Raw genomic sequence first — 21586 nt, 5'->3', positions numbered from 1 at the left:
GGCGTGATCCGAAAGACACGCGCTAGCTGTCGCGGTCGAGCAGCGCGACGGTGAACCCGCCGACCGGCGTCACCTGGTCCGGTGTGCCGTACCGGGCCCGCAGCGCCTGCGCCTCGTCGTCCGGGACGGCCGTGAGCGGATCCCGGGTGTCGCCGAGCACCAGCAGCCAGATCCGCGCGCCCTGCCCCAGGCAGGAGGCCGGCAGGTCGCAGACCGCGGGCGACAGGTCCTCCGCGTCGTCGGCGCTCTGCGCGACGAACACCGGGTACGGGTGCACGTCCGACGGGAGGTAGTAGCTCACCCCCGGCCAGACCATCGCCCAGGACTGGTCGCCCAGCGGGGCCGCCATGCCGTCCCCGGCGCGGTAGCCGGCCGCGATCACCGCGGCGGCCGCCCGGAACGGCTCCTCCGAGCCGTTGTGCGAGCCCACGTAGCGCACCGCGGGCTGCTTCGGCAGCGCCGCCGCGGCCGGGACGGCCAGCATTCCCACGGCCAGCGCCCCCGCAGCCACCCGGGCCCCCGAGCGGAGGCGCAAGCGCCCGGCCAGGCCCGTCGCGAAGCCGTACGCCGCGCCGACCCCGCCACCGGCCAGCACCGCCCAGGCCGGCATCGTGAAGAGCAGGTACCGCTCGATGAAGTACGAGGTGTCGCCCTGCGACACCACCCACACGCCCACCACCGGCAGCTCCGCGAGCAGCAGCGCCTGCCAGGCCTGCACCCGCCGGCCGGGCAGCAGCAGCGCGGGCAGCGCCAGCACCGCGAAGGCGTAGAACACCAGGTGCGAGCCGAACAGGTGCTCGCCGAAGTGCAGCAGGCCGCCCGCCGACGGCTTCTCGATCCAGCCCAACTGCCGGTCCGACTGCCGGCTGCCCAGCAGCACCACCGGCAGCACCGGCAGGGTGGCCACCAGCACCGCCAGCGGGTACCGCCACAGCAGCCGCCGGTCCACCGACCCGCGGGTGCGCCACAGGTGCAGCAGCACCAGCGCGGCCTGGCCGGCCACCGTGCTGAACGAGATCAGGTGGCCGGCTCCGGCCAGCGCCATCGCCACGCAGTACGGCGCCCAGCGGCGCCAGGTCGGCTGCTCCAGGGCCCGCAGCAGGAACCAGGTGGCCGCCGCGATCGCGCAGGTCACCAACGCGTAGGCGCGGGCCTCCTGCGCGTACCGGGAGACCTCCGGCGGCACCGTGAACAGCAGCCCGGCGCCGACGGCCGCCACCCGGTTGCCGAACATCCGCTCGGCGGTCAGCGCCACGAACGCGGCCGCCCCGGCCATGGCCAGCACGGACGGCATCCGCAGCGCCACCGTCGAGTCGCCGAACACCGCCGTCCAGACGTGCATCACCAGGTAGTAGGCGCCGTTGCTGGCGTCTATGTGCTGGAGCAGCCGCAGCAGGTCGCCCAGCGACCGGGTGGCCACCGTCCAGGTCGCCATCTCGTCCCGCCACAGATCCGGCGTCCCCAGCCGGTACCCGCCCACCGCCAGCATGACCACCGCGGGCCACAGCCACACCTGCCCCAGCAGTCGGACCACCGGGCGCCCAGCAGGTCTCATCGGGTCCTTCGTCTCCTTCGTACGGCGGGCCGGCGGATCGAACACTTTCCCGCAGGCTACTTGACCCGCCCTGACGCCCCGTCGGCACCCGCGCTCACGGCCGCGCCGGCGCCGGCCCGGTGACCGGGCCGTCACGGACCGCGCGCGCACCGGACGCGCTCGGGACGCGCAGGGCGACTCCAGGGCACCCCTGGCCGGAACGGTCCAGGGACGTTTCCGGCCAGCCGGATTCCCTTCCACCGCCGCTGAGCTGCGACGAAGCTAGTGATCGCCGCCAGGGAGCACCGCTCCGGACGGCGCCGGAGGATCCGTCACCGCGGGACGCGACCACCGGACCCACCCAGCCGTCGCACCCGTAGAAGAGGACACCGTCATGCTCCGCACCGTCATCGCCAAGGCCGCCGCGGTCGCCACCCTCACCGTCGTCGCCCTCGGCACCGCCGTCGCCGCCCAGGCCGCGACCGCCCCGCCGACCACCGCCGTGGTCGCCGGCGACATGATCTGGGGCTGACGGTCCGCGAGGACCCAGGAGCCCCGGGCCCCCGGAGGACCCGAGGGGCCGTGACGGCCGGCAGGCCGTAGGGCCGCACCACCCCGCCGCACCGCCTCGCCGCACGATCCGGAAGCCCCGGACCCCCGGAACCCGTCCGGACCCGACCCGACCGGCTGCTCCTGCAGGGCAGCCGTCCCCCGGGTCCGCACCCGGGCGCCGCACGCCGGTCTCCCGGCACCGCCGCGCCCCGAAGTCCCGGCACCGCCGCTCCGCGGCGTCACCGGTCGGCCGTTCCCGCAGGCCGGCCGACCGGACGCCCCGCACACAGCGCACCGCACGCCGCAAGCCGCGCGCACGGTCGCCCTCCGTCGTCGGGCCCCACCGCCACCGAGGCCGGGCCCAGTCACCAGCCTCCCCCCGCTCCCTCTGGAGATCCGTCATGCCCGTGAACCGCACCAAGCTCGCCAACGTCGCCATGGCCGGTGCCCTCGCCCTCGGCGCGGCCGTCTCGACCGTCTCGCTGACCACCCAGGCGCACGCCGTGGGCAGCTCCTCGGTCAACGGCGCGATCAGCCGGGACGAGATCATCGCCCGCGCCCAGAACTGGGTCGACCAGGGCGTGCCGTACAGCCAGAGCCTGTGGCACAGCGACAGCAACGGCTCCTACCGGCAGGACTGCTCCGGATTCGTCTCGATGGCGTGGCACCTCGGATCCAGCCGGGTCACCTCCACCCTCGACGACGTGTCCACCAAGCTCGGGAGCCTCGACGACCTGAAGCCCGGCGACATGATCGACAACATCAGCACGCACGTCGTGCTGTTCGCCGGCTGGACCGACGGCAGCCACAACACCGCCGTCATCTACGAGGAGCCGAAGCCCGGGCTGACCGCGCGCAAGACCACCTACTCGCGCAGCTACCTGATCTCCGGCGGGTACATGCCGTACCGCTACGACAACACCGTCGACAGCGCCCCGCTGCCGCCCAAGCAGAACGCCGTGGGCTGGGGCGCCCAGGTGGTGGTGAACGGCGGCGGCAACGTCTTCCACAGCACCCGCTCCTCCAACGGCACGTGGACCGGCTTCGGCAACGTCGAGAGCGCGGCCGGCGACATCGGCGGCGTCCAGTCCATCGCGGACGCCGGCATCAACGGGGACACCCACGTGCTCGCCGTCGGCGGCGACGGGAACATCTACCACACCATCCGCCACTCCGGCGGCTCCTGGGACCGCTTCAGCGACATCGGCCCGCAGACCAACCAGCTCGGCAGCGTCACCAAGGTCTCGGCGGTCTCGATCGGCGGCGACCTGCACGTCCTCGCGGTCGCCAACGGCAGGCTCTTCCACACGGCGCGCCTCGCCAACGGCACCTGGATGCACTTCGGCGACATCACCCCGGCGGGCGGCCCCGTGACCAGCGCCTCGGCGGCGAGCGTCAACGGCGTACTCCAGGTCGTGGCCGTCTCGGACGGCACCGTCCTCCACACCGTGCGCGCCGTCGACGGGAACTGGTCGGGCTGGGGCAACGCCTACGACGCCGCCGGGAACATCGGCCCCGCCCAGGACGTCGCCGTCGCCGGCACCGGTGCCGACGCGCAGATCGTCGTGGTGACCAACGACGGCCGGCAGTTCCACGGCGTCCGCTACGGCAACGGCAGCTGGCAGCAGTTCGCCGAGCTCGCCCCCGTGATCGGCTCGTTCACCGCCAACCGGGTCAGCGCCGCCAACGTCGACGGAGAGTTCCAGGCCGTCTTCATCACCAACGACGACCGGATCATGCACACCATCCGGGACGGTGCCGGCAGCTGGGACCCGGCGGCCCCGATCCAGCTGAACGGCGTCAGCGGCAACCACTACGCCGTCTCCATCGGCGGCACCTACAACTGACCGTCCCGCCCGCCGGACCCACCCGCCGGCCCACCGCCGCCGCTCACCCGCGGTGGGCCGGCACCCCGCCGCCCACGCTCACCGTCGCGCCGCTCGCCGCCGCTCACGCCCCGCCGCGCGACGCCGCCGCTCAGGCCCCGCCGCTCCGCCCGCCCCCGGCTCCGTCCCGCGCGAGCCGTCCCCCTCCGAGAAAGAGGACCCGATGTCCCGCGCACCCCGCCGCCGCGCAGCCGCGCTCACCCTCACCGCGCTGGCCGCCCTGACCCTCTCCACGGTCGCCACCGGCTCCGCCCAGGCCGCCTCGGTGGCCACCTGGGACCGCGTCGCACAGTGCGAGAGCAGCGGAAACTGGAGCTACTACAAGGCCGGTTGGCAGTTCTACGGCGGCCTGCAGATCACCAAGAGCACCTGGGAGGCCTTCGGCGGAACCCAGTACGCACCGCTGCCGCACCAGGCCACCAAGCAGCAGCAGATCATGACGGCGGAGCGGATCCTGGCCGGCCAGGGCACCGGCGCCTGGCCGAGCTGCAACGCGGGCCTGGGCAGCGACCACGCCGACCCGTACCCGGGGCCGACCACCCCCGTCAGCAAGGCCGGCGACCTGTACCACGCGACCCGCCTCGCGGACGGCAACTGGACGTCCTTCAGCCCGCTGAACGGCTACGGCGGCGCCGCCTTCTTCAACGGCACCCAGGACGCCATCGCGGCCACGCCGGACGGGTCGACCCAGACGCTGGCCACCGGCGCGGACGGGAACCTGTACCACACCGCCCGCTACACGAACGGCTCCTGGACGGGCTGGGCGCCGGTGGACGGCTACGCGGGCGCCGCGCGGTTCGCCGCCCAGGGCGAGGCGATCGTCGGCATGTCGAACGGCGACAGCCAGCTGATGGCCATCGGCAAGGACGGGAAGATCTACCACAACGCCCGCTACGCCTCCGGCAGCTGGCAGGGCTGGGCGCAGGTCGGCGACTGGGGCGCCCAGAAGATCGCGGCCGCCAGCCTGCCGGACGGCAGCATGCAGGTGCTGATCGTCGGCTACGACGGCAACGTCTACCACAACGTCCGTTCCGTGAGCGGCTCCTGGCAGGGCTGGAACGCCGTCGCCGGCTTCGGAGCGGACACCTTCCAGGCGAAGGACGTCGCGATAGCCGGCCTGCCCAACGGTGACGCGCAGCTGCTGGCCTCCGGCAGCGACGGCAAGCTCTACCACAACATCCGCCTCGCGAGCGGCTCCTGGCAGGGCTGGGGCGCCGTGGACGGCTTCGGCGGCGCGGCGGGCTTCCAGGCCTCCAGCTTCGCGATCAGCGGCATGCCGAGCGGTGACACCCAGCTGATCGCGGTCGGCAACGACGGCAAGGTCTACCACAACGCCCGCTACGCCTCCGGTACTTGGCAGGGCTGGTGGAACACCGCCTTCGCCGGGCAGAAGGTCTCCATCGCCGGCATGTCGGACGGCGGGGCCCAGATGGTCGTCTCCCGGGGCTGACCCGCCCCGCGGTGGCCCGTCGGGTACGACCGCAGACCGCGGCGGCCACCGGCCGCGGCGACCCGCCCGGGCCGCCGCGGCCGGTGGCACGCCCGGACCGCCGAGCGCAAGATCACGTACCCGCCGCCCGGCCGTCGCCCGACCCGCTACACTGGCCCCGTGACGGCTTGCCCTCGGGCCGGCCGCCAAGGATCCGCCAACGGGACACAGCCGCTCCCCGGCGGATCCCGCCTCAGTAGCTCAGGGGATAGAGCACGGCTCTCCTAAAGCCGGTGTCGCAGGTTCGATTCCTGTCTGGGGCACGACGCAGGACGCAGAAAAGGCCCAGGCCGGAGGGTGAATCCCCTCGGACCTGGGCCTTCGCCGTTCCGTGCCCCCGCCGTGTCGTGCCCCAGCCGTGCCCCAGCCGTGCCGTGCCTGTCCGGTCCGGCGGACGGTTCAGGCCAGGGTGTAGCGGTTGCGCGCTGCGGCGGGGCGTCCGCCGGCCAGGGCGAGGTCGGCCAGCAGCGTCTCGGTCTCCCGGACGGTCCGCAGCACCACGGGGTCGAGGTCGACGACGACGAGTTCGCGGCCGTCCTCGCCCGCCTCGGCGAGCAGTCGGCCGTCCGGCGCCCAGACCGCGCTGCCGCCGCAGGTGTGCCAACCGCCGGTGTGGCCGATGTGGTTGGCGAGCACGGTGTAGAGCGTGTTGTCGAGCGCGCGGGCGGGGAACCAGGTGCGGGACTCGTGGTGGCCGTGGCCCACGCTGAACAGGGCGCCCACCAGGTAGGCGTGGCAGCCGTCCAGGGCCGCGGCGCGGGCGTGCTCGGGGAAGCCCGAGTCGTAGCAGACGCCGAGGCCGAGCCGCCAGCCGTCCAGCTCCAGCGTGCAGCCGGTCGTCCCGGGGCGGAAGTGGTCGCGCTCGGCCTTGAACAGGAACTGCTTGTCGTAGCGGGTGACGAAGCCGCCGTCCGGGCCGATGACGAGGGCGGAGATGCGCAGGTCGGCACCGTCCTGCACGGCGGCGCCGACGATCGCGGCGGTGCCCGTCGCGCGGCAGGCGTCGGCGACCGGCGCGAGCCGCGGGTCGGCGGGCTGGACGGCGTGGGTGAGCGGGTCCGAGGTGATCAGCCCGATCTCGTAGCCGGCGAGGAACTTCTCGGCGAACAGCACCAGGCGGGCGCCGGCCCGGGCGGCCTCGCGGATCAACTCGGCCGCCTGGGCGGCGTTGGCGGCGATGTCGCCGGCCACGGCCCGGGCCTGGACGGTGGCGATCCGCAGCGGCCGCTCCGGGTACCCGCCCTCGGTGGGGTGGCTGGCGGGGGCGGCGGGCGCGGCGTTCATGACCGTCACGCTAGCGGACGGTGGCGTCCGGATTCCGGACGAGGTGCCCGCGTGTGCCGGCGGGTCGGCGCGGTGGTGGCGGGGTGGGCCGGCGAGGGGGCGGGCCGGTGGCCCGGTTGGGGATCGGTGGCGGGCGGTGGGCGGCCGGCGTGCGCGGGTGACGCCGGGGTAGCGGCACCACCACCCGCACACCGTGACGTGTGCTCAGCGGCCGGGCGTCAGCGGCTTCGCCCGGGCGGGTGCGTCAGCGGACGGCCTCGTCGGGGTGGTCCGCCGGGTCGCCCTGCGGTTCGGCTCCGCGCGGCGGCCGGACGGACGGCACGATGATCCGCTGGACCCGGGGCCTGGTGCGCCAGTTGACCCGCCGGACGTCCCGGGCCAGCGCGCCCGGGCGCCACAGTTCGACGAGGGCGGTCACGGCGCCCAGCACGATCCCGGCAGCCAGCCAGCCGGCAACCACGTCGCTCGGCCAGTGCACCCCGAGGGCGATCCTCGTCCACCCGATGGTCAGCACGCTGACCGCGGCCACCGTGCAGGCGGCGGTCCGGCCCCGGCGGTGGACCCGGTACCAGACCAGGCCGACCAGCACCGCGCAGGTGATCGCCGAGGCCATGGCGTGCCCGGAGGGGAAGGCCGGGCCGCCGGCGTGCGAGACCGGGTCCCCGAAGGACGGCCGTCTGCGGTCGACGGCCAGCTTCAGTGCCCACAGGGCGCCCCAGCCGACCAGGGTCTGGGCGGCCACCCAGCCGGCCAGCACCCGGGCGCCGATCAGCCAGAGCCAGGCGGCCGCGATCCCCAGGAGGGCACGCATCGTGATCGTGCCGCCGATGTCGGAGAGCGTCTGCACCGAGGCGGTCCAGATCCGGTGCTCCCTGGCGAAGATGTGCAGTTCGTCGATCCAGCTCTGGTCGAGCTGTTCAAGGGGGTGCCAGTGCCCGGTCACCAGGACGGTCAGCAGGCCGAACAGCGCGGCGCAGCCCACTGCGAGCGCCGAGTCCCGCAGCAGGCGGCGGTGACGCGCAGTGACTGAGGTCGCGCTGTTGGTCAGGTGCATGGCTGACACCTTCCCAGTGTCCCGGGTCGATCGGGACGTGGAGTGATAGCGATTCGGCATCGTTTGTGCGGAGAACCTGCGTGCGCCGGGGTGTGAGCGCGGGTGATCGCCGGGGGCGCGGGGAACGACCGTGCCCGTCCGCCGGTTCACCCTGTAGGGCGGTGGTCGTGTGCACGGGGCGTGAGCGACCCGCTCGGAAGCGGTCGCAGAATCGGCACCGGAGGTGCCCGGCCGGTCACCCAGCGTCCAGAACCGGGGTGAAAACCGGCAGGATACTGCATGGCGCGGAAGAATCTGAGTGACTTGGGAATGTTGTCCGGAATCTGTTCGTTGGATCGTTACGTGTGAGCCCCGCGGGGCCCGCACTTCTTGCCCTCTCGGGGCAGGCAGGCAGAGCTCGGCAATTCCAGCAAAGGGAGCAAGCATGGCCACCCGTGCCGTCGTTCGCGACAGGGCCGACCGGACTCGCGCGGCCCGCCCGACCAACCTCGAGGCCGACCGTGACCTGGTCGGCATGTACCTCGACGAGATCGCCAGGACGCCCCTGCTCGATGCCGCCGAGGAGGTCGAGCTCTCGCTGCGGATCGAGGCCGGCGTGTACGCCCAGCACCTGCTGGACGAGGGCGGGTTGCCCGACGGCGTCTCGCGCGAGGAGCTGGAGGTGATAGCCGAGGACGCGGAGCGCGCCAAGGACGTCTTCATCCGCTCCAACCTCCGACTCGTCGTGGCGGTCGCCCGCCGGTACCCGCGCAGCGGCCTGCCGCTGCTGGACCTCATCCAGGAGGGCAACGCCGGCCTGGTGCGCGCCGTCGAGAAGTTCGACTACGCCAAGGGTTTCAAGTTCTCCACCTATGCCACCTGGTGGATCCGGCAGGCGATCACCCGCTCGATCGCCGACCAGTCCCGCACCATCCGGCTGCCCGTGCACCTGGTCGAGGAGCTCGGGCGGATCCGCCGGGTGCAGCGCGAGAAGTCCAAGGAGCTGGGCCGCGAGGCCGACCCGGCGGAGATCGCGGCCGAGCTGGACACCACCGAGGCCCGGATCAAGGACGTGCTCGACTGGGCCCGTGACCCGGTCAGCCTCAACATGTCGGTCGACGACGAGGGCGAGACCCAGTTCGGCGACCTGGTCGAGGACACCGGGGCGACGTCCCCCGAGGACGCCGTGATGGTCATGCTGCGCCGCGAGGAGCTGGACGACCTGATCGGGCGGCTGGACGACCGCACGGCCTCGATCATCCGCTCCCGCTACGGGATGGAGGACGGCCGCGAGCGCACCCTCACCGAGGTGGGCAAGCAGCACGGCCTCACCCGCGAGCGGATCCGCCAGATCGAGAAGCACGCGCTGGCCGAGCTGAAGAAGATCGCGGACCACGCGGGCTTCGAAGCGGCCTGACCGAGCGGCCTGACCGAGCGGCTTGGCCGACCGACCCGGCCCACCGGTCCGAGCGAGCCGCCCGGCCGTGGCACGCGACCGGACCGGCCTCCCGGGCCCCGGTGCGGAGAACTCCGCACCGGGGCCCGCGGTTCGCGGAGCCTAGGCTTGAGGGCGGAACGATCCGGGCGAGCAGCGGAGTGAGCAGGGTGGAAGAGCAGGAGCAGGAGCAGGAGCAGGACCGGGGCCAGCGGAAGCGCGAGGAGCAGCCGGCCGCGGCCAAGGCCCGGCTGGTCTTCCGTGACCCGCTGGACCAGCAGTCGAGCGACGACACCGACGCCGGCTGGGGCGACCGCCCCGGGGCGGGGGAGAGCGGTGGGCGGGGGCTGGACTGGTACCTGAACCAGCGCCCGCCGCACCACGGGGACTGAACGGCGCCGAGCGGCGCCGAAGGGGACGGGAACGGACGGGACGGGAACGGACGTGGCGCGGACGGGGGCCGGGCGGGTGGTGCGGCCCGTCAGCTCCGGGCGGTGACCAGCGCGTCGCGGATCTCGGTGAGCAGCAGCACCTCCTTGGCCTCGGCCTCCGCGGTGGACTCGGCGAGGGTCTTGCGCCGCGCGGTGAACCGGTTCATGGGGACGATCAGGCAGAAGTAGACGACGGCCGCGGTGATCATGAACTGCAGGACGGCGCTGAGCACCGATCCCCACAGGATGAAGATCCCGGACACGACCTCGCCGGTGGGGCTCACCTCGCAGGGGCCCTTGAGGCAGGAGCTGTAGGACGCCAGGTCCTTGGCCCCGAACACGCCGACGATCGGGTTGATCACGCCCTTGACGAAGGCGTTGACGATGTTGGTGAAGGCCGCGCCGATGACGACGGCGACGGCGAGTTCGACGACGTTCCCGCGCAGCAGGAATTCCTTGAAGCCTTTCATGCCGCCGTGAACGACGAAGTCGTCGCCCGGTTACGGGTGATCTTCCAGTGCTCCGGATTGACAACCCGTCCGGCCCACCGCGCCGCCCGGAGGGGGCGGCAGCCCGGCCCGGGCGGGCCCGACCGCGAGTGCCGCGGCCACGGCGAGCAGCACCGCCGCGGGCACCCCGGCCCGCCGCCGTACGACGTGCCGCCAGCGGTGCCACCGGCCGGCGCCGCGCCGGATCGGCGGGAACCGGGGCACCTCCTGCCGGGGCGGGACGGTGGGCGCGGGCAGCGGGATCGAGAGGATCGGGGAGGACATCGGCACCACCGGGGTCGTAGGGCGCCGGCCCCTGCCGGGCCGGCCGCGTTCTGCTGACCCACACGATGGGCGCCCGGCGCCGCCGCGGGAAGCCGTTATCCGCAGCCTGTGGACAACCCGGCCCCTGTGGACGAATCCGTACACCCGCAGGAGTGAGTACGGCCGGCCGGATTGACGACCGGGCCGGTCCGGGGCCACCAGAAGGGCCTGGAACCACGAGAAGGGCCTGGGACCACCAGAAGGGCCCGGAACGACGAAGGAGGCCCGGAACGACGCCCGGGAACGACGAGAAGGCCCGCCGCCCCCGCGCGGAGCGGGGGTGACGGGCCTGTCCCGTGTCGTCGACGGTGCCGGCCGGGCCGGCGCCGTGATCAGCTCGCGGCCGGAGCCGGGCTCGAAGCGCTCGAGGAGCTCGAAGCGGAGGACGTCGAGGAGGACGTCGAGGTCGAGGACGAGCCGTTCGAGGACGTCGAGGACGAGCCGGTCGACGCCGAGCCGCCGGAGCCCACCGAGCTGCTGGAGGACGAGCGGCTGTCGGTGCGGTAGAAGCCCGAGCCCTTGAACACGACGCCCACGGCCGAGAAGACCTTGCGCAGTCGTCCCTGGCAGTCGGGGCACGTGGTCAGCGCCTCGTCGGTGAACTTCTGCACCGCCTCCAGGCCGTTGCCGCACTCGGTGCACTGGTACTGGTACGTGGGCACTTGTCTTCCTCCTGGCACTCTCGCCTGATGAGTGCTAACGATGGTCAATGATGCGGCATTCCGCGGGATCAGTCCAGCGACTCCGGTGTGAGATGAGCCGGGTTGAACGCCCGCGCCGTTCCGGGGTGGTGGTCCGGCGCGGACCGCGGGTACCGGCTCAGCCCTTGGCCGCACCCACCAGCTGCCGCGCCGCGGCGTGCTCCGACGGGGCCGCGTCCGCCGCGGTCGCCCCGTCCGCACCGCCGGCGCCGACCGCGCCGCCGGGCGCGACCAGCAGGTGTCGCAGCGCGACCAGCGCGACCAGGCCGAGGCCGGCGCCGATCACCGGCACCAGGAAGCCCGCGGACGGCCCGTTGGCGTCGATCAGCTGGCCGGCCACCATCGAGCCGACCGCCAGGCCGAGGCCGATGGCGCCGGTCAGCCAGGTGAAGGCCTCGGTCTTGGCGCCGTCCTCGACCAGCGTCTCGACCAGGGTGTAGCCGCTGATCAGGGTCGGTGCGATGGCCAGGCCGCAGACCAGCCCGGCGACGGAGAGCGCGACCAGGTTGGGCATGGCCCACAGCGTCGAGCAGCCCAGGACCAGCAGCGCGTAGCTGGCGATCATCCGCTGCTGCACCGCGTGCCGCCAGGCGATCACGCCGTAGAGCACGCCGGCCACCATCGAGCCGCCGGCGAAGATCCCGTACACGGTGCCGGAGGCGTCGTGCTGGCCGACCGAGTCGGCGAAGGCGTTCACCGAGACCTGCATGCCGCCGAAGACGGCGCCGACCCCGAGGGTGACGCCGGCCAGCAGCCGGACGCCGGGCGAGGAGAGGGCGGAGGCGCGCCGGGCGCCGGGGCGCGGCGTGATCCGGGCGGGCGCGGTGCGCCGCTGGGTGGCGAAGACCAGGCCGCCGACGAGGGTCAGCGCGGCCTCGGCGATCAGGCTGGCGGAGGGGTTGACCGAGGTGGCGATCTTGGCTGCCACGATCGGGCCGACCACGAAGGTGAACTCGTCCGTCACGGACTCGAAGGCGAACGCGGTGCTCACCTTGGCGGCGGAGGTGGCGGACGCGCCCTCGGCGCCGAAGGTGGCGACCCAGCGGGCGCGGACCATGGCGCCGATCTGCGGCACGCTCGCACCGGCCGGGACGGCGGCCAGGAACAGGGTCCAGGCCGGGGCGTGCCCGAGCGCGAGGGCGATCAGCACGCCGACCGACAGGGCGTGCACCAGGACGGTGGGGACGAGCACGGTGGCCTGTCCGTACCGGTCCGCGAGGCGGCCGGTCTGCGGGCCGATCAGGGCCTGCGAGACGGCGGCGACGGCGGTCACGGTGCCGGCGGTGCCGTAGGAGCCGTGGGTGTCCTTGACGAGCAGCAGGATGCCCATGCTGAGCATCGCGTAGGGCAGCCGCGCGACGAACGCGGGCACCAGGAACGTCCAGGCGCCGGGCGTGCGGAGCAGCGCCCCGTAGCCGACGCGGGCGGGCGCGCTGGTGGCGCCGGCGTCCTCGGCGTTGTCGACCGTTCGGCGGGCCGTCACGGTCGGTCCTTCCTGCTGCCTGGTAGCGCGGCAGGGCATGGTGTGGCCCCGACGGCGCCGAGAGTCGTCCTCTCGCGCGTCGACCGGGGTAGATACCGGGCCGGTCCGGCGTGTGGGCCGGGGCCGGACCGCGGCCGCCGAGCGGTCGCGCCAACTCTGCGTCAGGCAGATGCTGGGTGTGGTGTACCCATCATACATATACGCGCGTAGATGTCGCGCTGGCCACCACACTACAGGGCAAATCCAAAACTGTCCTGCCTATTGAAGGTGAACGGCGCGTTAAGCCTTGAAAGCCACCCTCAACCCGCCGCCGCCCGCCGCCGCCACCCGGCCCGGCCCCGCCGCGAGACCTCCGCCGCGAGACCCCGCCGCCGCACCCCGCCCGGGCTCACCGCCCGTTCAGCCACCCCGCGAGCTTGCCACCCCGGTCCACGGCCCGCAGGCGCCGCTCGGCCGCCTCGCCGACCGCGTCCGTGGTGACCACCAGCAGCTCGTCCCCGCCGCGCAGCACCGTCGCCTTGTCCGGCACGAAGGAGTTGCCCTCCCGCACCACCAGGGTGACCGCCGCCCCCTTGGGCAGCCGCAGCTCGCTGATCTCCACGCCGGACATCCGCGAGGTCGGCGAGAGCGCGACCGACAGCAGGTGGCCGTGCAGCTTCTCCAGCGGGGCGGACTCGATGCCGAGGTCCTGGCCCATGGCGCCCTCGCCGACCCGCAGCCGCTTGGCCACCCAGGGCAGGGTCGGGCCCTGCAGCAGGGTGAAGACGACGACCAGGATGAAGACGATGTTGAAGACGTCCTCGGCCCGGTGCGCGCCCGACACCACCGGGATGGTGGCCAGCACGATGGGCACCGCCCCGCGCAGTCCGGCCCAGCTCAGCAGCGCCTGCTCCCGCCCCGGGACCTTGAACGGGGTCATGGTGAGCACCACCGAGAGCGGCCGGGCGAGGAACACCAGCACGCCGCCGATGACCAGCGCGGGGGCGACCGAGGAGCCCATGGTCTCGGGCGTGCAGAGCAGGCCGAGCAGCACGAACATGCCGATCTGCCCGATCCAGGCCAGTCCGTCGGCGAAGCCCCGGACGGCCGGGCCGTGCGGCAGCTTGGCGTTGCCGAGGATCACCGCGCAGATGTAGACGGCGAGGAAGCCGGAGCCATGCAGCAGCGCGCCGCCGGCGTAGGCGAGCACGGTGAGCGCCATCACGGCGATCGGGTACAGGCCGGAGGACGGCAGTGCGACGTGCTTGATCCCGTACGCGCCGATCTTGCCGACCGCGAACCCGACGGCGGTGCCGATCGCCAGCTCGGCGACGATCGTGCCGACCAGGACGTACCAGGAGTCCAGCTCGCCGACGGTGGCGAAGGCGACGACCAGGATGACGACGGGGGCGTCGTTGAACCCGGACTCGGCCTCCAGCAGGCCGGTGAGCCGGTGCGGCAGCGGGACCATCCGCAGGACGGAGAAGACGGCGGCGGCGTCGGTGGAGGAGACGATCGCGCCGAGCAGCATCGAGGTGCGCCAGTCCAGGCCGACCAGCCAGTGCGCGCCGGCCGCGGTGACGAACACGCTGATCCCGACGCCGACGGTGGCGAGCGCGGTGGCGGCCGGCATGACCGGTCTGACCTCGCGCCAGCTCGTCTTGAGGCCGCCCTCGGCCAGGATGACCACGAGCGCCGCGTAGCCGAGCACCTGGGTGAGCTCGGCGTTGTTGAAGGTGACGCCGATGCCGTTCTGGCCCAGCGCGACGCCGATCCCGAGGTAGATCAGCAGGCTGGGCAGGCCTGATCGGGTGGAGATGCGCACGGCGACCACTGCGACCAGCAGGATCACGGAGAACTCAAGGAGCAGCTGGTTCAGGTGGTCGATGTTCACGCAGTGGCACCTCGGGCAGGCAGGGGCGGGCGGGGTGTCGGTCGTGCTGGCGAAGGGGGGCCCGTTAAGAAGTCGTCAATGCTCCCCTTGCGGATCGTTACGCAGTCTAACATTTTGCCATATCTTTAGTTTCCTGTCCTCCCCGGGCCCCCACCAGCCCTTCCGGGACTCCCCGTTGACCTCCTCCGATCCCGTGCGGAGCGTCCCCCGTGCACGGTGCTCGGCCGACTCGGCCTAATGTGGTGCCCTGTCACGGCCCCAGGCCCTGGACACGCCCGCCCGCCCCGAAGTCAGGACCGCAAGGACCCAGATGCCCCGCTCGAAGAAGTTCCGGCGCGCCCGTCTGTTCGTGATCGTGCTGGTCGTGCTGCTGGTGGCCGGCGTCGGCTACGGCGGCTACCGCGGGGTCACCGCGGTCCGCGCGTCCTTCCCCGAGGTCGACGGCAGCGTCAAGGTGGCGGGCCTCAGCGCGCCGGTCGACGTCAAGCGGGACGCCAACGGCATCCCCCAGCTCTACGCCGACACCTCCGAGGACCTCTTCCGCGCCCAGGGCTACGTCCAGGCGCAGGACCGGTTCTGGGAGATGGACGTCCGCCGGCACATCACCGCCGGGCGGCTCTCCGAGATGTTCGGCGACGGCCAGGTCGACACCGACGCCTTCATCCGCACCATGGGCTGGCGCCAGGTCGCGCAGAAGGAGTTCGACACCAAGCTGTCGCCGGAGACCAAGAAGTACCTGCAGGCCTACGCGGACGGCGTGAACGCCTGGCTCGCCGAGCACCCCGGGGGCGAGAAGGCCTCCCTGGAGTACGCGCTGCTCGGTGCCGTCAACGGCGACTACAAGCCCGAGCAGTGGACCCCGGTCGACTCGGTGGCCTGGCTCAAGGCGATGGCCTGGAACCTCTCCGGGAACCTCCAGGAGGAGATCGATCGCGCGCTGCTGGCCCAGGACTTCGGGCCGGACAAGATCGCCGAGCTCTACCCCGAGTACCCGTACACCCGCAACGGCACGATCGTGAAGACCGGCACCGTCTCCGGGGACACCTACCGCCCCGCCGACGGCAACCCGCCGACCGGCTCCGCCCCCGCTGCCACCGCGCAGGGCGCGGCCACCACCAAGGCGCTGCTGCAGGGGCTCACCGACCGGGTCGACGGCATGCCGCAGCTGCTCGGCCGCCCCGGCCAGGGCATCGGCTCCAACTCCTGGGTCGTCGCCGGCAGCCACACCACCACCGGCAAGCCGCTGCTGGCCAACGACCCGCACCTCGGCCCCGGCCTGCCCTCGGTCTGGTACCAGATGGGCCTGCACTGCCGCACCGCCTCGCCGGCCTGCCAGTACGACGTCTCCGGCTTCACCTTCGCCGGGATGCCCGGCGTGGTGATCGGCCACAACAAGGACGTCGCCTGGGGCTTCACCAACCTGGGCGCCGACGTCACCGACCTCTACCTGGAGAAGGTGACCGGCCCGGACACCTACCAGGTCGACGGCAAGGACGTGAAGTTCGACCTGCGCAAGGAGACCATCAAGGTCGCCGGCGGGGACGACCGCACCATCACCGTCCGCACCACCCAGACCGGCGCCCCGCTCATCTCCGACCAGAGCACCGAGCAGCAGAACGTCGGCAAGTACGCGCCCAACGGCAGCGCGGCCCCCGACCGGGGCACCGGCGGCTACGGCGTCGCGCTGCAGTGGACCGCGCTCAACCCCGGCAAGACCATGGACGCCGTCTTCGCCCTCGACCGGGCGAGGAACTGGGACGACTTCCGGGGCGCCGCCAAGGACTTCGCCGTCCCCGCGCAGAACCTGCTCTACGCCGACGCCAAGCACATCGGCTACCAGGCTCCGGGCGACGTCCCGGTCCGCGCCAAGGGCGACGGCACCCTCCCGGCCCCGGGCTGGGACTCCGGGTACCAGTGGAAGGGCTCGATCCCCTTCACCGCGCTGCCCTACAGCCTCGACCCGGCCGCGGGCTACATCGTGACCGCCAACCAGGCCGTGGTGGACCCGAGCTACAAGTACTCGCTCACCAAGGACTGGGAGTACGGCACCCGGGCCAAGGAGATCACCGACCAGATCGAGGGCCTGCTCAAGAACAACGGGAAGATCTCCCCGGACGACATGCAGTCCATGCAGCTGGACAACACCAGCATCATGGCCAAGACGCTCGTCCCGCTGCTGCTCAAGCAGCAGATCGACGACCCGTACGTGCGCGAGGCCCAGGACCTGCTCAAGGACTGGAACTACCACCAGGACGCCGACTCGGCCGCCGCCGCCTACTACAACGGCGTCTGGCGCCAGCTGCTCACCCTCGCCTTCGGCCAGAAGTTCCCGGCCGACCTCCGGGCCAAGGGCAACTGCCTGCTGGTCCGCCAGCAGGACGACCCGACCAAGCCGGACAGCTCCAGCAAGATCGTCACCGAGTGCGGCACCCGTGACCCGGGCAAGGCCCAGCCGGACGGCGGCGACCGCTGGACCGAGGTGGTCCGCCAGCAGCTCGACAAGCCCGACAGCTCCTGGTGGACGTACATCGACTCCGACCACAAGGAGCAGAAGGGCCTGGACAACCTGCTCAAGGAGGCGATGAAGAACGCCCGGCAGGACCTCACCGCACTGCTCAGCAAGGACGTCTCCACCTGGAGCTGGGGCCGGCTGCACAAGCTGACGCTGCGCGAGCAGACCCTCGGCACCGACGAGTCCTCGATCGCCTCCGGCGTGGTCCACCGGCTGCTCAACCGCGGCCCGTACCGGCTCTCCGGCGGCTCGGCGGCGGTCGACGCGGCCGGCTGGAACGCCGCGGCGGGCTACCAGGTGGACTGGATCCCCTCGATGCGGATGGTGGTCGACCTGAGCGACCTGGACTCCTCGCGGTGGGTCAACGTCGGCGGTGCCTCCGGCCACGCCTTCCACGACAACTACAACGACCAGACCGACCTCTGGCTCAAGGGCAAGCTGCTGACCTGGGCCTACACGCCGGACGCGGTCGAGAAGGCCACCAAGCACAAGCTGGTGCTCACCACCGGCTGACCCGGCACGACCCGACGGCCCCGCTCCTCAGGAGCGGGGCCGTCCGTCGTCCGCCCCGGGCCCCGGCCCTACCGGGCCGGTCCCGAGCCCCGAGCCCCGGGCACCGCCCCACCCCGCCCCGCCCCGCCCCGCTCACCCGAGCCGCTGCGGCCCCGACGGCACGACCGCCAGGTCCACCGAGCGGTCGTGCGGCTCGGCCGGCACCCGCGCCAGCAGCTCGTCCTCGTACAGCAGCACCGCCAGCACCGGCCGCGCGCCCGCCCGCTCCAGCCGGGCCAGCACCCGGTCGTACGACCCGCCGCCGCGGCCCAGCCGCAGCCCCCGCCGGTCCACCGCCAGGCCCGGCAGCAGTACCACCGAGGCGGCCGTGACGGCCTCCGGCCCGAGCCGGGGCCCGACCGGCTCCAGCAGTCCGCGCCCGGCCGGGGCAAGTTCCCGCGGGCCGCCGTACTCGGCCCAGTCCAGGTCGTTGTCGGGCAGCAGGACCGGCAGCAGCACCCGCACCCCGCGCTCCCGCAGCGCGTCCAGGAGCGGACCGGTCCCCGGCTCGGAGCCCACCGAGACGTACGCGGCCACCGTGGCGCCCGGCTCCGCGAGGGCCCCGGCGTGCCCGGCCAGCGCCCGCGCGGCCGCGGACCGCTCCCCGGCGGTGAGCGCGCGCCGCCGCGTCAGCAGCCGTGTCCTCAGCTCGCTCTTCTCGTTGTGCATCGGATCCTCCGCAACTCTGCCCCGCCGGCCGCTGCCGTCGACCCGCAGAGCCTGACACGGGAAAGGGCGCCCCGATTGTCCACCCCGCTGCTGGTCCAGGCCCTGGCCGCGCTGAGCGCCCCGGCGCTGGCCGGTGCCGCCGTGCTCGGGCTGCGCCTGCGCCGGGGCCGCGGCGACGCCGCCGCCCGGGAGGACGGGCTGCGCGAGCGGATCGCCGAGCTGGAGGCGCACTGCGCCGACCTGGAGCGCACGGCCTCCTGCGACCCGCTCACCGGGGTGTGGAACTACCGGCACCTGCAGCTCACCCTGGACCGCGAGATCGAGCGGGCCCGTCGCGCCGGGCGCCCCGACCAGCCGGACGGGCCGCGTCCGCTGGCCGTCCTGCTGCTGGAGATCGCCGGCTTCGACGCGGTCGTCGCCGAGCACGGGCGGGGCCGCGCCGGCGCGATACTGCGCGACCTCGCCCAGCGGCTCGGGATGGAGATCCGCCGGTCCGACACCCTCGGCCGCTACAGCGGGGAGGAGTTCCTGGTGGTGCTGCCGGACACCGGCGCGGAGGGCGCCGCCCAGGTCGCCGAGCGGCTCGTCTGGTCGGTGCGCCGGCACCTGCTGCTCGACTGGTCCTCGGGCCCGCGGGAGCCCCGGCCGGCCGGCGGCAACGGGCTGACCGCCGCCGTAGGGGTCGCCGTGCTGCCCGAGGACGGCACCCACGCCGCCGTCCTGCTGCGCGCCGCCGACCGGGCGCTGGCCGAGGCCCGGTCGGCCGGCGGCGACTGCTGGCGGGGCCGGCCGGGACCGCTCCCCGCGCACGGCGGCGGCACGCGCCCGGCACCCCCCTGCGAGCAGCCCGGTTCCGGTGCGGGGCAGGCGAACAAGGCGGAACCTGACTGTTCGGGAAAGCCGGGTAGTGTGTCCGCCTGTGCCGGAGGTGACTCCCTCGCCCATCCGGTCGCTTCCCATACGCCTGCCACCGTGGCCGGGCCCCGTGACGTGCTGTCCTAGCCGTCCGACCGTGCTCGGCCCGGGCAAAACGTGCCTGAGTAAGGTAAACGCATGACGACGACCAACTCCCGAATTCCGGTAACCAAGGCCGTGGTACCCGCGGCCGGACTGGGCACCCGCTTCCTCCCGGCCACCAAGGCCACCCCGAAGGAGATGCTGCCCGTCGTCGACAAGCCGGCCATCCAGTACGTCGTCGAGGAGGCCGCCTCCGCGGGCCTGTCCGACATACTGATGGTCACCGGCCGCAACAAGCGCGCGCTGGAGGACCACTTCGACCGCGCCTACGAGCTGGAGGAGCTGCTCGCCCGCAAGGGCGACCAGGACCGCCTGGCCCGCGTCCGGGAGTCCGTCGAGCTGGCCAACATGCACTACGTCCGCCAGGGCGACCCGAAGGGCCTCGGCCACGCCGTCTCGGTCGCCGAGCAGCACGTGGCCGGCCAGCCCTTCGCCGTCCTGCTCGGTGACGACCTGATCGACCCGCGCGACCCGCTGCTCTCCCGCATGATCGAGGTGCAGCAGGAGCTCGGCGGCTCGGTCGTCGCCCTCATGGAGGTCGACCCCTCCCAGATCCACCTCTACGGCTGTGCCGCCGTCAAGGCGAACGGCTTCGGCGAGGACGTCTTCCAGGTGACCGACCTGGTCGAGAAGCCCGAGACCGACGAGGCCCCCTCGAACTACGCCGTCATCGGCCGCTACGTCCTCGACCCGCTGGTCTTCGACGTGCTGCGCGAGACCCCGCCCGGCCGCGGCGGCGAGATCCAGCTCACCGACGCCCTGCGCGAGCTGACCACCCGCGAGCCGGAGGCCGGCGGCCAGGTGCACGGCGTGCTCTTCAAGGGCCGCCGCTACGACACCGGTGACCGCGCGGACTACCTGCGCGCTATCGTCCGTCTGGCCGCCGAGCGCGACGACCTGGGCCCGGAGTTCCGCTCCTGGCTGCGCGAGTTCGTCGCCTCCGAGCTGCAGGACTGACACGACGACAGGGAGCGAGCCGCCGATGACCGGGTCCACCGAACACCCCACCGGATCCGCCGCAGCCTGCTGCGACGGGTCCACGGACCCGGCACCGGCGGCCCGCCGCCTCTGGACGGTGGACGAGCACCTCGCCGACGTGCTGGCCGCGGTCGGCCCGCTGCCCGCGATCGAGCTGCGACTGCTCGACGCCCAGGGCTGCCGGCTCGACGAGGACGTGGTCGCCGGCGGTGACCTGCCGCCCTTCGACAACAGCTCGATGGACGGCTACGCCGTCCGCACCGCTGACACCGACGGCGCCACCGGGCAGTACCCCTCGGTGCTCGCGGTGGTCGGCGACATCGCCGCCGGCGCGGGCGAACTTCCCCGGGTCGGGCCCGGCCAGGCCGCCCGGATCATGACCGGCGCCCCCCTCCCGCCCGGTGCCGAGGCCGTCGCCCCGGTCGAGTGGACCGACGGCGGCACCGGCACCGGCGTGGCCGCCGACGCGATGACCGCCCCCGTCGAGGACGAGGAGGTCCGCGTCCTGCGCCCGGTCGCCGGGGGCGCGCACGTCCGCCGGGCGGGCAGCGACGTCGCCGCCGGCGCGAAGGTCCTGGAGGCCGGCACCCGGCTCGGCCCCACCCAGCTCGGCCTGCTCGCCGCGATCGGACGCGCCGCGGTGCGGGTCCGCCCGCGCCCGCGGGTCGTGGTGCTGTCCACCGGCAGCGAGCTGGTGCAGCCCGGCGAGCCGGTCGGCCCCGGGCAGATCTCCGACTCCAACAGCTTCACCCTGACCGCGGCCGCCCAGGAGGCCGGCGCCATCGCCTACCGGGTCGGTGCCGTCCCGGACGACGCCGACCGGCTCCGGGCCGTCCTGGAGGACCAGCTCGGCCGGGCCGACCTGATCGTCACCAGCGGCGGGGTCAGCGTCGGCGCGTACGACGTGGTCAAGGAGGTCTTCGAGTCCTACGGGGGCGTCGACTTCCGCAGGCTCCGGATGCAGCCCGGCAAGCCGCAGGGCTTCGGCCGGATCGGCGGCGGGGACGGCGTCCCGCTGCTCGCGCTGCCCGGCAACCCGGTGAGCGCCTACATCTCCTTCGAACTGTTCGTCCGCCCGGTCATCCGCACCATGCTCGGCGCCGCCGACGTCCACCGCCCGGTGGTCCGGGCGCTCTGCCCGGCGGAACTGCGCTCCCCGGCCGGCCGCCGGCAGTTCCTGCGCGGCCGCTACTCGGCCGCGGACGGCACCGTCGAGCCGGTGGGCGGCGCCGAGTCGCACCTGGTCGGCGCACTGGCCCGGGCCGACTGCCTGATCACCGTGCCCGAGGACGTCACCGCCCTGCCGCCCGGCAGCGAGGTCGACGTGGTGCTGCTCGGCTCCTGA

At 73.5% G+C, this 21586-nt stretch carries 18 protein-coding genes and 1 tRNA gene; 10 read left to right on the top strand and 9 right to left on the bottom strand.

Annotation, left to right across the window (positions count from 1 at the left end):
* Positions 1-22: 22 nt before the first annotated feature.
* Complete coding sequence (locus ACIA8Q_RS07030) at positions 23-1555, bottom strand: glycosyltransferase family 39 protein (RefSeq protein ID WP_360213543.1); 1533 nt, start codon at positions 1553-1555, stop codon at positions 23-25.
* Between the two features lie 373 nt (positions 1556-1928).
* On the opposite strand from ACIA8Q_RS07030, the gene ACIA8Q_RS07025 reads away from it, so the two are divergent.
* The 4 genes from ACIA8Q_RS07025 to ACIA8Q_RS07010 all read left to right on the top strand — a co-directional run bounded on the left by ACIA8Q_RS07025 (position 1929) and on the right by ACIA8Q_RS07010 (position 5724).
* Positions 1929-2066, top strand: a complete 138-nt coding sequence (locus tag ACIA8Q_RS07025) for a hypothetical protein (protein ID WP_360213545.1) — start codon at positions 1929-1931, stop codon at positions 2064-2066.
* 421 nt (positions 2067-2487) lie between these two features.
* Positions 2488-3933 (top strand): hypothetical protein, encoded by a 1446-nt coding sequence (locus tag ACIA8Q_RS07020; RefSeq protein WP_360213547.1) that lies wholly within the window; start codon positions 2488-2490, stop codon positions 3931-3933.
* A 202-nt stretch (positions 3934-4135) separates the two neighbouring features.
* Positions 4136-5422, top strand: coding sequence for a transglycosylase family protein (locus ACIA8Q_RS07015; protein ID WP_396316862.1), 1287 nt, complete (start codon positions 4136-4138; stop codon positions 5420-5422).
* A 229-nt stretch (positions 5423-5651) separates the two neighbouring features.
* Positions 5652-5724, top strand: a tRNA-Arg gene (locus ACIA8Q_RS07010).
* Between the two features lie 136 nt (positions 5725-5860).
* Here ACIA8Q_RS07010 and ACIA8Q_RS07005 read toward each other — a convergent pair.
* Positions 5861-6745 carry a carbon-nitrogen hydrolase family protein gene (locus tag ACIA8Q_RS07005; protein WP_396316861.1) on the bottom strand — a complete coding sequence of 295 codons (885 nt, stop codon included), beginning with the start codon at positions 6743-6745 and terminating at the stop codon, positions 5861-5863.
* Positions 6746-6989: 244 nt separating this feature from the next.
* Positions 6990-7799: a phosphatase PAP2 family protein gene (locus tag ACIA8Q_RS07000; RefSeq protein WP_360213553.1), complete on the bottom strand. Its 810-nt coding sequence runs from the start codon at positions 7797-7799 to the stop codon at positions 6990-6992.
* Positions 7800-8223: 424 nt separating this feature from the next.
* On the opposite strand from ACIA8Q_RS07000, the gene ACIA8Q_RS06995 reads away from it, so the two are divergent.
* Both ACIA8Q_RS06995 and ACIA8Q_RS06990 read left to right on the top strand, forming a co-directional pair.
* Positions 8224-9195 (top strand): sigma-70 family RNA polymerase sigma factor, encoded by a 972-nt coding sequence (locus ACIA8Q_RS06995; RefSeq protein WP_360213555.1) that lies wholly within the window; start codon positions 8224-8226, stop codon positions 9193-9195.
* Positions 9196-9383: 188 nt separating this feature from the next.
* On the top strand, positions 9384-9605 hold the full coding sequence (locus tag ACIA8Q_RS06990) for a hypothetical protein (RefSeq protein WP_360213557.1): 222 nt from the start codon (positions 9384-9386) through the stop codon (positions 9603-9605).
* 89 nt (positions 9606-9694) lie between these two features.
* On the opposite strand, the gene mscL is transcribed toward ACIA8Q_RS06990, so the two are convergent.
* The 5 genes from mscL to ACIA8Q_RS06965 all read right to left on the bottom strand — a co-directional run bounded on the left by mscL (position 9695) and on the right by ACIA8Q_RS06965 (position 14513).
* Entirely contained in the window at positions 9695-10114 is a 420-nt protein-coding gene (gene mscL / locus ACIA8Q_RS06985; protein ID WP_360213559.1) for a large conductance mechanosensitive channel protein MscL, read from the bottom strand.
* A gap of 30 nt (positions 10115-10144) precedes the next feature.
* Positions 10145-10417 carry a hypothetical protein gene (locus ACIA8Q_RS06980; protein ID WP_360213561.1) on the bottom strand — a complete coding sequence of 91 codons (273 nt, stop codon included), beginning with the start codon at positions 10415-10417 and terminating at the stop codon, positions 10145-10147.
* 371 nt (positions 10418-10788) lie between these two features.
* Entirely contained in the window at positions 10789-11118 is a 330-nt protein-coding gene (locus ACIA8Q_RS06975; RefSeq protein WP_360213563.1) for an FmdB family zinc ribbon protein, read from the bottom strand.
* Between the two features lie 157 nt (positions 11119-11275).
* Positions 11276-12640: an MFS transporter gene (locus ACIA8Q_RS06970; RefSeq protein WP_360213565.1), complete on the bottom strand. Its 1365-nt coding sequence runs from the start codon at positions 12638-12640 to the stop codon at positions 11276-11278.
* Positions 12641-13028: 388 nt separating this feature from the next.
* The gene (locus ACIA8Q_RS06965; RefSeq protein ID WP_360213567.1) at positions 13029-14513 is read right to left on the bottom strand and encodes a potassium/proton antiporter; all 1485 of its coding nucleotides are present in this window, start codon (positions 14511-14513) and stop codon (positions 13029-13031) included.
* 310 nt (positions 14514-14823) lie between these two features.
* Here ACIA8Q_RS06965 and ACIA8Q_RS06960 point away from each other — a divergent pair, with 310 nt between their 5' ends.
* Positions 14824-17538 carry a penicillin acylase family protein gene (locus ACIA8Q_RS06960; protein ID WP_360213569.1) on the top strand — a complete coding sequence of 905 codons (2715 nt, stop codon included), beginning with the start codon at positions 14824-14826 and terminating at the stop codon, positions 17536-17538.
* 132 nt (positions 17539-17670) lie between these two features.
* On the opposite strand, the gene ACIA8Q_RS06955 is transcribed toward ACIA8Q_RS06960, so the two are convergent.
* Positions 17671-18246, bottom strand: coding sequence for a 5-formyltetrahydrofolate cyclo-ligase (locus ACIA8Q_RS06955; RefSeq protein ID WP_360213571.1), 576 nt, complete (start codon positions 18244-18246; stop codon positions 17671-17673).
* Between the two features lie 75 nt (positions 18247-18321).
* Between ACIA8Q_RS06955 and ACIA8Q_RS06950 the strand changes: the two genes are divergently transcribed.
* The 3 genes from ACIA8Q_RS06950 to glp are packed head-to-tail and all read left to right on the top strand — an operon-like array spanning position 18322 to position 21586.
* Complete coding sequence (locus tag ACIA8Q_RS06950; RefSeq protein WP_360213573.1) at positions 18322-19248, top strand: GGDEF domain-containing protein; 927 nt, start codon at positions 18322-18324, stop codon at positions 19246-19248.
* Positions 19249-19299: 51 nt separating this feature from the next.
* Positions 19300-20220, top strand: coding sequence for a UTP--glucose-1-phosphate uridylyltransferase GalU (gene galU / locus ACIA8Q_RS06945; protein WP_360213575.1), 921 nt, complete (start codon positions 19300-19302; stop codon positions 20218-20220).
* 25 nt (positions 20221-20245) lie between these two features.
* Positions 20246-21586 (top strand): gephyrin-like molybdotransferase Glp, encoded by a 1341-nt coding sequence (glp, locus tag ACIA8Q_RS06940; RefSeq protein WP_387900959.1) that lies wholly within the window; start codon positions 20246-20248, stop codon positions 21584-21586.

Source organism: Kitasatospora sp. NPDC051705, from assembly GCF_044453265.1.
Classification (GTDB): Bacteria; Actinomycetota; Actinomycetes; order Streptomycetales; family Streptomycetaceae; genus Kitasatospora.
This window is presented reverse-complemented; position numbering and strand designations above follow the sequence as displayed.